The organism is Shewanella ulleungensis (genome assembly GCF_014648315.1).
Taxonomy (GTDB): Bacteria; Pseudomonadota; Gammaproteobacteria; order Enterobacterales; family Shewanellaceae; genus Shewanella; species Shewanella ulleungensis.
In genome coordinates, this window is sequence record NZ_BMQW01000009.1 from 131,490 (window position 1) to 145,372 (window position 13,883).

Here is a 13,883-nt window from a genome sequence, read left to right on the forward strand (position 1 = left end):
CGGCTCAATTAACCCGTTGCGTATACTGTACTGTTAACGCTCCGAAATTCAGGGCGTTAAACCATGATAACAACACTCAATTTAAACGCTATTTAGGACTGTCTGGCTCTCAGACACTGTATGGATACCATTATGACAACACAAACAATCACAGTACTTTACTACCCAGCAGAACTTGCCATTAAGCCTTTAGCCGAAGTGTTATACGATCTTGAAGTTGGCGTTAACGGCCGAGTAATTATCCCTATGGAATACAAAGAGGATAAAATCATCGTCGCAGTATTTAAAGGTGAAGTAGAACTGTTAAACGCATTGGGTGATCGAGTGGCATCTGAGTTTACTGACGTTGCCTAGAGGCAACAACACATAACTTGCAACGGGTGAACCAGCGGAGAAATAACGTTACACGTTTGGCATGAATACAAACATTTTTATCGGGTTTAAAGACATGCTTACATAAAGGTGCTTTAAACATTTACCAGGACCAATGGTACCTGGCAATTCATGAACTGGAGTAAACACTTGCTGTTAACATTAGCAAATGCGATATCGGCAATAAGTAACTTTGCACTTAGCCCTTTCATAAAAGCCCGATGATAATCCTTTAAAAAACTCAGATTCATATCACACAGCCCTCAAAAACGCTGCCTAAGCACTACCTAGACACTGCACAATAACTTGCACCAGACTCGGCTATACTCTTCCCTTGGCCAGAGCTTAATTCCCCCATCCGCAGTGCATTAGGTGACAAGTCATTTTTGGAGCATCTTAAATAAATGCCCTTTGACTTGTTCCATTGTAATAGCACCTAAAAATATCCCTGTTTTACCGGTAACCACCATGACTGATTTAGGGTATAAGCAAAAATGCTTAATTAATGACTCTACTGAATAATCGGTATAACAAGTGTACTCGACAGGCACCATAATTTGATGCGCCCTTTTCGTTAAGGTTAATCGATCATGTTTTGTTTCGGCATTGGTGTTCACATACGGACTAATGGCAGCGTTAACCTCATGTTGTGAAATATGCCCAATACATTTACTGCTATTAAGTACCATTACGACATCGGTAGTATCGTACATATCAATGAACATCTCTATCCGTTCATCAGGCTCAACAAGAGGCGGTTTGGGCATTAAAAAGTCAATCACCGTGGGTATTTTTTTCATGTCGCTAACAAGAAGCTTAAGCTGAAGATTGTCTATAATGGCGTTAATATTACTAACGGTATTGCTGTGCTCCATTAACGAAAGCGGCTTACTAAAAATATAGCCTTGAACATAATTCACCCCCATCTCAACTAAAGCCTTGAGTACGTCTCTGCCTTCAACGCCTTCAATCACAATTTCCCCACCCATTGAGTGAATAAATTGAGTAAACATTTTCACCATTAAGCGCTTTTGCTTATCTTTTACGATATCATCAGTAATTAACTTATTGATTTTAATTAAATTCAGAGGCAATACAGATAAGTCAGTAAACGAAGTATAACCAGAGCCAAAATCATCGATAGCCAGCACGATATCATTGTCGGTAATATGTTTAATATCATCCAGAATGGTTTGGTTATCTGTAAACACTGCCGATTCTGTTAATTCAATAGTAATCCGTCTAGGGTCAATACCTGTCGAGTTAATTAACGTTACCGTATCATCCAGGGTAAAGCGGTTTTTAGAACTGTTAATCATTGAACGGTTAATTGATAAACCTAAATTATCATTTCCTAACATCTCAGCTAAAGTCGGTAATTCGCTTATTGCAGTGAGCAACACTTTTTTATCAATAATATTGATCCAATCATTTTCCTCAGCCAGATCAATCAACTCCTGGATACTATGTTTAACCGTCGTGTTGATATTAAAGCGAGCCAACGCTTCAACCTTCTCAATTTTCAATGTTTTTAAATTGATAATCGGCTGGTAAACCACATAGATCTGGTCATGCTCCAAACAACTTTTTAACGCCGATTCTAACTTTAATTTACGGTTATTAATGATATTGATTTTGGGATTAAAATACTTAACCTTATGCTCATTTACATAGCTAAACCCCACAGAGGATGTCGATAATGCTTGTAGTGCATTAGATAACAACTGTTCATTGTTTTTCGCATCAACACCATCAATCGACACGCCAATATGACATTTAATTTTGTGATCTAACTGTAACTGACTCTCTTCGAGCAATATGTCAAAAATGTCGGCTAAATCACTGTGGATCGTCTTAACTAATTTAGATGAAATAAAGGCGCCACAAATTTGTTCATCATTTAATAAACCTAATTTAACCACATGCCTAAATGCCTTAAGCTTTGGGATTGCTTGGTCAAACAACCATCTCGGGGAAATTGAATTTTTTGATGAGTGAAAATAGGTGTTAATAACAAAAACAACCAGGCTTTCTTGATTATTTTGTAATGAGCGCATTTGGGCTAATGAATCGAAAAAATCAAATTTATTATTCCAATACCAATTTGGTTTTTGCTGAGAAAATTCCACAATATCAGAGAAAGAAAAATCTAACTTATTTAACTGAAAAATATTTAACAGCGTACTTTTATCTGATTCTGAGTAATGCAATATATTGGCTTTAAAAGCCACATAAGACCTATCTTTATGATAAAAAAATAGCTCTCCATCCCAGATGCCATTGGTTTCACAATTAAATAAGTACTCCTGGAACACATTATTTTTATCATGAATAAAGTCGCTAATATTTTGGCCAATAACCTCGTATTCCTCATAACCAAGGTACTCAACGAGCATCTGATTAATCAGTAATATTTGGTTGTTATCATCACAAACAAACAGCAAACGCGAAGATTTATAAAACAGCTTCTTTAAAATCGAAGCCTCTTGATTTTTTGATGGTAATAAACGCTTAAAAAACAGACTGCCAGCAACCAATTTTAGATTACTCGAATAAATGGTGACTTCAACAAGGTACCGAATATTGGCGATGGTAAAAACTAAATGGCTGATAACGACATTTTGAGAGGATATGCTGGTTTCTATATTCTGTTTAAAATACTTTGCCTGATTTGCGTCTAATAAGTCGACAAGTAACCTGAATCTAACAGAACCTGGGTTTTCAGGGCCAAAAATGATCTTTAACAGCTGCTCGCTGTAAAATAGTTTTTCATCAATGTTCCATTTCCATTGAAAAGATTGACCAAGTAGATTTTTTTCGGCGCTCTCAAGCGTCATCATGATTCCATTCATTTCTTACCACATCCTTATGACTTGTCAGGCAATAGCCTTTTAGTACAAATCATCACATCGTTGAGCCTATTCTAAAGCTCGACTTAACTATCACTAACCTTTTTATGTAAGGTCTATAAAGTTGTGTGATGATGTTTACCATAGTACCTACTTAACTACGATATGCAAACTCGTTATCGCAATAACTTAATAATACCTATAATGCTGGTAACACTAATATAATCAGTGTTATCCAGACAAGTCGTATCATACGTTCAATTTGATAATTTTATCAAGTAATTGACGCTATCATAGAAAAGATAATTGAATTGAATTGAATTGAATTGAAGGAAGTAAAAAGTAAAAAGTAAAAAGTAAAAAGTAAAAAGTAAAAAGTAAAAAACCAACAGATGGTACCTGCTGGCTTTTTACAACAAAAAACAATTAGAGTTATAATATTATAGTAAGCCAGCTATTCGCTCTTTAAATTCTTTACCTAACTTAGGGTCACGCAAGCCATATTCAACAAATGCAGCCATATAACCTACTTTATCGCCACAATCGTGTGATTTTCCGGTCATATTGAACGCCTCAACGGTATCTTGTTCAATTAACATATCAATAGCATCAGTTAATTGAATTTCGTCGCCAGCGCCTGCTGGTGTTTTAGCTAATAATCGCCAAATTTTTTCTGAAAGAACATAACGGCCAACAACCGCTAAGTTAGATGGCGCTTCACCAATCGCAGGTTTTTCAACCATGGCGCTGATTTTAGCAGAATCACCTGGAGCAATTTCAACGCCATTACAATCGGCAATACCATACTTATTCACTTGATCATCAGGGACAGGAGCTACCATAATTTGACTGGCAAAAGTCGCTTTATATCGAGCAATCATAGAAGCTAAATTTTCATTTTTTTGATCAGCGGTGTATTCATCTAAAATCACATCAGGTAGCACCACAGCAAAGGGGTTATTGCCGATACAAGGGTATGCGCATAATACAGCATGTCCCAATCCTTTTGCTTCACCTTGACGCACATGCATGATAGTCACATCTTTAGGACAGATAGCCTGCACTTCTTCAAGTAGCTGTCGTTTAACACGCTTCTCAAGCTGTGATTCAAGTTCGTAAGACTTATCAAAGTGGTTTTCGATGGCGTTTTTACTGGCATGAGTCACCAATACAATCTGTTTTACACCAGCAGCAACACATTCATTAACAATGTATTGAATCAATGGCTTATCAACAATAGGTAGCATCTCTTTCGGGATTGCCTTCGTCGCAGGCAACATGCGTGTACCCAAACCAGCAACAGGGATAACAACTTTCATCTCAACTCCTTTTAAATGTTATAATATTTTTTATACCAACTCACAAACTTACCTATTCCCTCTCGGATATCTGTTGTGGGCCTATAATCAATTAAATCGAACAACTCACTTGAGTCAGCCCAGGTGGCATGAACATCACCAGACTGTAATGGCAGCATATTTTTAACCGCGTTAATGCCAATGATATCTTCAAGCGCCTCAACAAAATCCAATAACTTCACCGGTTTTCCATTACCAAGATTATACACTCGGTAGGGGGCACTGCTCTGAGACAAAGGATCATCACTCATACTCCAGCAATCATTTGCTTGAGGTATTTTCTCTTGCACGCGAACAACACCTTCAACAATATCATCGATAAAAGTGAAATCTCTACTTAAATCACCATAATTATAAATATCAATAGGTTCGCCATTTAAAATCGCTTTAGTAAACTTAAACAATGCCATATCTGGACGCCCCCAAGGGCCGTACACAGTAAAAAACCGTAAACCCGTGGTGGGCAAGCCATATAAATGAGAATAACTATGACTCATTAATTCGTTGGCTTTTTTCGTTGCGGCGTAGAGCGAAATAGGATGATCAACACTTTGTTGGGTCGTAAAGGGAATATTATCGTTCAAGCCATAAACAGAACTCGATGACGCATAAACAAGATGCTCTATTTTATGATGACGGCAAGCTTCTAATATTGCTAAATGGCCCACCAAATTACTTTCGGCAAACACCATTGGTTGTTCATGTGAATACCTTACCCCAGCTTGCGCAGCAAGATGAATAACCCGATTAAATCCATGTGAAGCAAATAACCCATTAAGTTTAACGCTATCAGCTAAATCGAGTGTGACGAATGAAAATGATAAATCATGGCCAATATGAGCCAACCTGGCATGCTTTAAACCAACATCATAGTATTCATTAAGGTTATCAACCCCCACAACATCATGACCTGCTTTACACAAGGCTTTGCATACTGCAGAGCCAATAAACCCAGCAGCCCCTGTCACTAAAAACTTCATACAAACTCACTTAAAAACTGATTCATCAGCGCCTATAAACGATACGTGCGACTAATGATGTCACCGGTCTTAGCATCAATGAGAGATATAGAAATAGAGCACGGTAACACTTCAACATCCCAATAAACACTCCACCCTAAAAACTCTCTACGTGAGATATTTGGGTTTAACACCGGGAATTGATATTCTTCAGCACACATCAATAGCTCACAGCAATAATCAAATGCATCATCTGTAGAATTAAATTGTCCATCTACAGCTAAATGATTTGTTACGCTACGCGCTATATCATCAATAAAATTAATCAACATCTAAGATATGTGCCCAGAATAATAACGCTCAGTGACCGATATAAACTGATTAATATCATCCTTTGCTAATGCATTAATACCCGCAGCTGCAGCGCGTCCGCCGCCAGTCGCAAATTGGCTACAAATATCGCCAGCACCTTGCTTGTTATTTAAGGGGGCTCTAAGAGAAACAGTATAAGTATGGTCAGCGTTTAATGTTAACACACCATTAGCAAGGTCGGGGGTTTGGTTAGCTAAATGGTTACCGTACACGCCACTAACACGCCTTGCCCAAGGTAAATCCGGTAATTCAAACAAGGCAAACTGTTCACCTTTATAACGGGGCGCAATAGCTAAGGCATTGGCCATGTCAGCCTCGTAAGCATCATGCAACAACCAATATGGAGAGTGCTTGTCAGTAAACAAATCAAAAGGTGAAGGGTAATTTAGTAGTAATTTATACAACTCTGCAGGGTGAAAGTGTAAATCTTCCACACTTGACCCATAACCATTGTAATTGATTAAAATACCCAGTTGTTTTAACTGCTCAGATTGTTCGTCAGTTAAGCCTGCATTTCTGCTTAATTGGTCAGCTTTGGCAAATAAGTTATCACCATAAGCAGCCGTTATCGCCCATAAGTGAAACTGACCATCAAGCCATTTATCGACCAGTAAGCCTGTGCAAACATTGGGGTCTAAATCTATCAGCGCATTAAGATGAGCAACATCTGGAATATCACCACTACGATGATGGTCGGCATAAAAAACCTTTACACCAGAATCCAGTAACTTAACCAATGCGCTAATGTTCTTCTCCATTGAAATATCCAATACCACCACTTCATTGGTACCAACCACAGGGACACTTTTCAATAGCTCAATATCGCGCTTAACCCCAGTAATGAGTTTATTATCAGCGGGCTGAGCTAAGCGAAGTTGTAAAAGCGAGATAATGCCATCGGCATCACCATTAAACACATCATAATTCATCATAAAAACCCAAACCTATCAGCTTATATGCAACTTAACGGGCAACAATACCTTTTTCAACTAAATAGTCGACAACTTGTGAAGCACAACCTTCAATTGAAGCTAAATCGGTTTTAACATGTATTTCAGGCGATAAAGGCATATCATAAGCAGAATCAATACCAGTAAAGTTTTTTATTTCACCCGAACGGGCTTTTTTATATAACCCTTTAGGATCGCGACTTTCGCACACATCAATAGGTGTATCGATAAACACTTCAACAAAAATACCGTTTGGCAATAAATCTCGCACCATTTGCCTGTCCGCTAAAAAAGGTGAAATAAACGCCGTCGACACGATCAAACCAGCATCGACAAATAATTTAGCAACTTCGCCAATACGACGAATATTTTCAATCCTATCGACGTCTGTAAAACTTAAATCACCATTTAAACCATGACGAACATTATCGCCATCAAGCACATAAGTTTTACAACCTAAATCAAACAACATCTTATCAACCGCATTCGCTACAGTTGATTTACCAGAGCCACTTAACCCTGTATACCATAGTACAACTGGCTTATGTCCATTGGCACTTACACGTTGCTCAGTTAACACACTTGCTTGATGCCACACCACATCAGAAGACTTATCACCAATAACATCAATATTTTTATAAGGTACATCAGACATATGTAATCCCTTTCCTGCTAAAACATGACTTAAAACGGAAATACGATGGGCACCATAATTAATACCACCGCACCATACACCAAACTCACAGGCAAACCGACCTTAATAAAGTCAACTAATCGGTAATTTCCCGCATTAAACACCATCAAATTAGTTTGATAACCATATGGGCTAATAAAACTGCCACTCGCGGCAAATGCAACTGTCATAACAAAAGGCAGCACATCGACGCCAAAGCCTAATGCGACACTATAACCAATAGGAAACATTAGTGCTGCAGCGGCATTATTTGTCACTAACTCAGTCATAAACCAAGTCACTAAATACACTAAAACTAGCGCCATAAAGACATAAGTAGGATCATTAAACTGATTAATTAAGCCACTTAATTGCTCTACAACTCCAGAATTAACTAAGGCATTTGATAATAAAATAGCAGATGAGACAACTAACCAAATATCAATAGGAAAACGTCTTACCAACTCATTTGCGGTTAAACTTTTGGTAAACAACAAGCTCCCTAGCAATAAAACTAATCCTTCCAATAAATCAACTGCACCTGTTGCCGCCAAGCCAATAATCGAAATAAAGCCACCGATTGATAACCATGCACGCCAACCGTTTATTCTGGTTTCTGGTTCAACGCCCGACAAAACCAAAAAGTTTTTACTGATGTTAGTTCTGGTTCGATAATCTTCGCCTACAGCTAATACTAAAAAATCTCCGGCCCGAATAACCACTTCACCTAATTTACCGGATACTTGCTCACCATCACGACGAATCGCAACCACAGCGGCATCAAAAAGTGCCCTAAATCCGGTTGTTTTTAACGTTTTTCCGACGATAATACTCTCTTGCCTTACAACGACTTCAGTTAAATTGCTGTCTAACGAACCATTTTTTTCCGCAAAAATCTCTAAACCAGAAAATTGGCCTAACTGTAGAAGCTTCGTCACTTCGCCGCAAAAAATAAGCCTGTCATTAACTTGAATAACCTCTGTTGGTGCAACAGGGCTTATTAAGCGGCCATTACGAACAACCTCAACCAAAAATAACGATTCTAAATGACGCAAACCATTTACTTCAACTGAACGGCCAACTAATTCAGAACCTTCACGTACTTTTGCATCAATAAAATACCCTGCTGAATTGGCATTTTCCTGCTTTAAGTCAGGTAAAAATCTAGCACAGAAAAACATCACACCCCCGCAAACTAACACTAAAATAGCGCCGACAGCAGTGAATGAGAAAAAAGATAATGACCGACCTGAAGCCTCTATATACATAGAATTAACAATCAAATTGGTTGAAGTACCAATCAAGGTCAATGTGCCGCCTAAAATAGAAGCATAAGACAGTGGAATTAACAGCTTACTCGCAAAATGGTGAGGGTTATTACGGATGGGTGAAAGCAACGTCGCCACTACAGCTGTATTATTCAAAATAGACGAAAATAAGGTGGTAATCCCAAACAATCTTAACCAAGTAGAATGATAGTTACTCACTATAATTTTAGACGCCACAATTCTAAGCAAGCGCGTTTTCTCTAAAGCTAACGAACACAATACTAATAGAATAAGTGTCACTAACCCAGGATTCGCAATACTGGTTAATAACTGGCTTTTAGTCACGAGATCACAGCCAATTAAAGCAATCAAGGTACCACCAAAAACGGCCACCGGCCGACTTTGCAATACAATTAAGCCAATGACTGTTAACGTAAAAATAAGTAGTGTCAAATAAGCATCTAATGACATGAAATAACAACCATCCGTAGCGATAAACTAACCGATAAAAAATAGGCTGTAAGTCACCTTACAGCCTGAAATTTTGGTAACAAAAGCGCGTTAATTAACGGATCACTTTTGCATCCCAATGTGGGTAATGCTTACGAACAAGTGCATTAAATTCAACTTCAAATGCAGAATATTGACTGTCTGAAGTAGTAGGCTTACTAGTTAACGCTTTACGGATCATACCCGCGCCAACGGTAACATTAGTTAAACGATCAATAATAATAAATGCGCCTGTATTGCGATTTACATCGTATTCATCAAACTGCACGGGAGCCGTTAATGCAAAATGACAATTACCTATTTCGTTTAGGTTAAGTTGAGAAGCCTCTTGTTGCTGCATCGTATTTACATCAACTTTGTAATTAACCGTTTCAACATGGCCAAATACTGACTTACTGCCAACTTTAATAGCGTACTCTCGGTCAACATGAAGCGCTTCTTCAGTCATCCACACAACATCCGCTTCTAAATGGCTTGAAGAATGAGGCTTCTGGTGCGGACGAACTAACATATCGCCACGGCTCACATCAATTTCGTCTTCTAGCGTCAAGGTAATTGCCATACCTGCACTAGCTTTTTCAATATTGCCATCAAAGGTTACAATCGACTTAACTTTGCTTTCTTTACCTGATGGTAATGACGCAACTGTATCACCAACACGAATATCGCCAGCACCAATGGTGCCGCAAAAGCCACGAAAATCGAGATTAGGACGGTTTACATACTGTACTTGTAATCTAAATGCATCGCTTTTGGCTCGTGTAATTGAAACAGTATTGAGCAATTTCATTAATGTAGAACCCGGATACCAAGGCATCTTCTCGCTTTCATTTACCACGTTGTCACCGCGTAATGCAGAAATTGGCACAAAGCGAACATCATCAAAAGCCAGGTCTTCGGCAAATTCACGATAATCTTTTTTGATGTTTTGATAAACAGATTGTTCGTAATCTACCGCATCCATTTTGTTAATCGCTACAACTACATGCTTAATTCCTAACAAAGAGCAAATGTAACTATGTCGACGAGTTTGCACTTGAACACCATGACGAGCATCAATTAAAATAATTGCTAAATCACATGTAGAAGCCCCTGTGGCCATGTTACGGGTGTATTGTTCGTGACCAGGAGTATCAGCAATAATGAACTTGCGTTGCTCAGTCGCAAAATAACGGTAAGCAACGTCAATTGTAATTCCCTGCTCACGTTCAGACTGTAAACCATCAACGAGTAGAGCCAGGTCAAAATCGCCATCAGTGGTGTTAAAACGCTTTGAATCTTTTTCAATCGCAGCCATTTGATCTTCAAAAATCATTTTACTGTCAAACAACAAACGACCAATTAACGTAGACTTCCCATCGTCAACACTGCCGCAAGTTAAAATGCGTAGCATGTCTTTGTTTTCATGAATTTTTAAATAAGCTTCAATATCCGAAGCAATTAGAGCCGTACTATTAGACATCTGAATATCCTTAATCTCGCATACGCCCAGAATTCACTGAGCCATAAACTGTTTTTGCATGCCGGAAAACCAGCAAACAACAAAAATTACGCCAATGAAAATTAGAAGTAGCCTTCCATTTTTTTCTTTTCCATTGAGCCAGCAGAGTCATTATCAATAACACGACCTTGACGCTCAGATGTCGTACACAACAACATCTCTTGAATAATTTCTGGTAGCGTCTGTGCAACGGATTCAACAGCACCTGTTAACGGATAACATCCTAATGTTCTAAAACGTACCATTTTGTTTTCTGCAACTTCGCCTTCTTTGAGCTCCATACGCTCATCATCTACCATGATCAACGTACCATCCCGCTTAACCACAGGACGCTCTTTTGCAAAGTACAATTCAGGAATTTCAATCCCTTCTAAATAGATATATTGCCAAATATCTAACTCAGTCCAGTTTGATAAGGGGAACACGCGAATACTCTCACCCTTATCGACTTTACCGTTATAAATGTTCCATAATTCAGGACGTTGATTTTTAGGGTCCCAACGGTGCTTGCTATCACGGAATGAATACACACGTTCTTTTGCGCGAGACTTTTCTTCATCACGACGAGCACCACCAAAAGCAGCATCAAAACCATGCATATCAAGCGCTTGTTTTAAGCCTTCTGTTTTCATGATATCAGTATGCTTAGCACTACCATGCACAAACGGGCTACACCCCATTTCTATACCACGAGGATTTTTATGAACAATTAGATCAAAACCATATTTTTTTGCCATCTGGTCTCTAAACTGGATCATTTCTTTGAATTTCCAGTTAGTATCTACATGCATTAGCGGAAAAGGAATTTTACCTGGATAAAATGCTTTACGGGCAAGATGTAATAATACTGAAGAGTCTTTACCCACTGAGTATAACATCACTGGATTATCAAACTCTGCAGCCACTTCTCGCATAATGTGAATAGACTCGGCTTCGAGTGCTTTTAAATGGGTTAATCTTTCTTCATTCATGATGTTCATTCATATCCTAAATTATTCAATATCCATACGGTTAAAATCAATGACTTAACCAAATCATAATCTTACAAATGGAAATACAGTCAAAAAATATTCTTAAACGGGTATTTAATGGCAATAACTTACCATATCAACAAAAATTATTCATGAAAAATGCCTTAAAACGATTAGACATCAGTTACTTTTTTAAAATAATTTAGTCCAAAATCGTATCAATGATGCCAATGTTTATTATAAGCGCCTGAGCGGCCTAATAGTCCGTCCCAAATACCTCTAACCATATAAACAAGCCTTTTACGTTTATTGGTTTGCATAACGCTGTTTAAAAAGAGCCTAATCGGCATAAAAAACAAACAGCGTACTTTCCAATATGTCGGCACATAAGGGCGACGACTCAACAACAATATATTTCTAAATTGATAATAAAGCCTTATCGGTGCACCTACTTTATATGTCACCCCAATAAACTTACTTCTTGAATCTCCTAATCGATGGAGCATCTCAACTTGCTTAGCTCGCGCTATCGACAACCCCATACTGCGGGCTCGCCAGCACCACTCATGGTCAACCCCATCAATAAACAATGATTCGTCTTTTAAACCCACCTCATCAATGGCGCTTAAATCAATCATCATTCCAGAAGCAATAATCTGGGTAACACCGACCAATTGTTCATAATCAAACACTTCGCGCTGCACTAAAGAACGCACATTTTTATCAGAAAAAGAGCAATGTATCCTTGGGCCAATGGCCACAATGTCTTGTTTCATCGTTTTAGAAGCTTTAAGCAAACTACTTAGGTTAAACACCATATCAGTAGGGATTAAACTGTCTTGATCGAGCAATATCGCGTACTCACAACCAAGCTTAAGCAAATGAATTAACCCTGCATTATGAGCAGCAGCAATACCGATATTTTCAGGAAAATGCAGATAGGTATAATGCTCAATCACTTTTTTAAAACTATGAGGCTTAGGGCTATTATCAATAATAATAACCTCTTCAGTTTGCCCATAAAGACGTGTTAACAAACGCTCTGTTAATGCTAAATCGGGATTGTATACAACAAGAATAGCGCCAATCATGGCTAATGATGTCTCTTCAAATTAAGTAAAAAACGGTCACACTTATAGGCAAACTTAATGCCCCACGCGGGCATCATTCTAAGTGTTAATACTAATAGAGCATAGCAGTAGTTCTGTATCGAACGCTGAGACAATAACTCCATAGCAAGTAAGCGAGCTTTAAACTCGTTAACCGACTTACCTCTACCACGGCGCTTATAAAAGCCGTTAATGCGCCTAAAATGCAACAATGGCTCACGCACATTTGCAAACTTTTTACCGTCAGCCGCTAGCGCGATCCATAAAAAATAATCTTGGGTATTCAACATTTCAGGTAAATAACGATGCCCCTGTTCAAAAACAGAATATCGAATAGCAACAGTAGGATGGTTAATAGGACAACGTCGAGAAAATGACTTAAGCAACTTAGAGTGAGTTAATGGTAAACGGCGTATCCCAGCACGGTTACCATTTTCATCAATTTCCCATAAAGCAGAACCTAAAACATCAACATCCGGGTGCTTTTCAAGCAAAGTGATTTGCTTTTCAAACCGATGCAATACGCAAATATCATCAGCATCCATTCTGAAAAAGTATTTAGGCTTTAATGGAAGTGTCATCTCAATGATATAATTCATGCATACACTAAGGCCACGATTAACCAAACCATGCACGAGTATGAAATTACGATGTAATTTTTCGGTTTTGGATAAATACAAAGAAATTTCATCAGACACATTACCGTCAAGTACCACAACCAATAAATCTGGGGCTATAGTTTGATTCAATAAGCTCTCAACAGCCTGCTTCACCCATGCTAACTTGTCATTGGTGTATACAGACATACCACACACGGTTTCTACAGTGCTCGGCAGAGGGAAAGATGATTGCAGAATAAACTGACTATTTGACGCTAGGTTCTGACTCATGTCTTCTCGGTATAAAGTAAAAAACCTAAAATAGTCATCAACAGACAAACTAATCGGGTCATAGATAAGGTTTAGGCATACATAAACACGGCAAATGAAAG

At 38.3% G+C, this 13,883-nt stretch carries 12 protein-coding genes; 1 reads left to right on the forward strand and 11 read right to left on the reverse strand.

Going from position 1 to position 13,883, the window contains the following annotated elements; translation table 11 throughout:
- The first annotated feature begins 132 nt into the window (after positions 1-132).
- Positions 133-354 carry a DUF2375 family protein gene (locus IEY40_RS16065; RefSeq protein ID WP_160053997.1) on the forward strand — a complete coding sequence of 74 codons (222 nt, stop codon included), beginning with the start codon at positions 133-135 and terminating at the stop codon, positions 352-354.
- A gap of 398 nt (positions 355-752) precedes the next feature.
- Here IEY40_RS16065 and IEY40_RS16070 read toward each other — a convergent pair whose 3' ends face one another.
- The 11 genes from IEY40_RS16070 to IEY40_RS16120 all read right to left on the reverse strand — a co-directional run bounded on the left by IEY40_RS16070 (position 753) and on the right by IEY40_RS16120 (position 13,782).
- A complete protein-coding gene (locus tag IEY40_RS16070; protein ID WP_188957944.1) occupies positions 753-3,224 on the reverse strand; it encodes an EAL domain-containing protein in 2,472 nt (823 codons plus the stop codon).
- Positions 3,225-3,661: 437 nt separating this feature from the next.
- Positions 3,662-4,540 (reverse strand): UTP--glucose-1-phosphate uridylyltransferase GalU, encoded by an 879-nt coding sequence (gene galU, locus IEY40_RS16075; protein ID WP_188957945.1) that lies wholly within the window; start codon positions 4,538-4,540, stop codon positions 3,662-3,664.
- An 11-nt stretch (positions 4,541-4,551) separates the two neighbouring features.
- The gene (locus IEY40_RS16080; RefSeq protein ID WP_188957947.1) at positions 4,552-5,559 is read right to left on the reverse strand and encodes an NAD-dependent epimerase; all 1,008 of its coding nucleotides are present in this window, start codon (positions 5,557-5,559) and stop codon (positions 4,552-4,554) included.
- Between the two features lie 32 nt (positions 5,560-5,591).
- A complete protein-coding gene (locus tag IEY40_RS16085; protein WP_188957949.1) occupies positions 5,592-5,870 on the reverse strand; it encodes a hypothetical protein in 279 nt (92 codons plus the stop codon).
- The gene (locus IEY40_RS16090; protein WP_188958004.1) at positions 5,871-6,839 is read right to left on the reverse strand and encodes a DHH family phosphoesterase; all 969 of its coding nucleotides are present in this window, start codon (positions 6,837-6,839) and stop codon (positions 5,871-5,873) included.
- A gap of 34 nt (positions 6,840-6,873) precedes the next feature.
- Positions 6,874-7,515 (reverse strand): adenylyl-sulfate kinase, encoded by a 642-nt coding sequence (gene cysC, locus IEY40_RS16095; protein WP_188957950.1) that lies wholly within the window; start codon positions 7,513-7,515, stop codon positions 6,874-6,876.
- Positions 7,516-7,544: 29 nt separating this feature from the next.
- On the reverse strand, positions 7,545-9,272 hold the full coding sequence (locus IEY40_RS16100) for an SLC13 family permease (protein WP_188957952.1): 1,728 nt from the start codon (positions 9,270-9,272) through the stop codon (positions 7,545-7,547).
- Between the two features lie 94 nt (positions 9,273-9,366).
- Positions 9,367-10,773 (reverse strand): sulfate adenylyltransferase subunit CysN, encoded by a 1,407-nt coding sequence (cysN, locus tag IEY40_RS16105; protein WP_188957954.1) that lies wholly within the window; start codon positions 10,771-10,773, stop codon positions 9,367-9,369.
- Positions 10,774-10,874: 101 nt separating this feature from the next.
- Complete coding sequence (cysD, locus tag IEY40_RS16110; RefSeq protein WP_188958006.1) at positions 10,875-11,783, reverse strand: sulfate adenylyltransferase subunit CysD; 909 nt, start codon at positions 11,781-11,783, stop codon at positions 10,875-10,877.
- Between the two features lie 218 nt (positions 11,784-12,001).
- The gene (locus tag IEY40_RS16115) at positions 12,002-12,874 is read right to left on the reverse strand and encodes a glycosyltransferase family 2 protein (RefSeq protein ID WP_188957956.1); all 873 of its coding nucleotides are present in this window, start codon (positions 12,872-12,874) and stop codon (positions 12,002-12,004) included.
- A gap of 2 nt (positions 12,875-12,876) precedes the next feature.
- Complete coding sequence (locus IEY40_RS16120; RefSeq protein WP_188957958.1) at positions 12,877-13,782, reverse strand: glycosyltransferase; 906 nt, start codon at positions 13,780-13,782, stop codon at positions 12,877-12,879.
- Between the last annotated feature and the right edge of the window lie 101 nt (positions 13,783-13,883).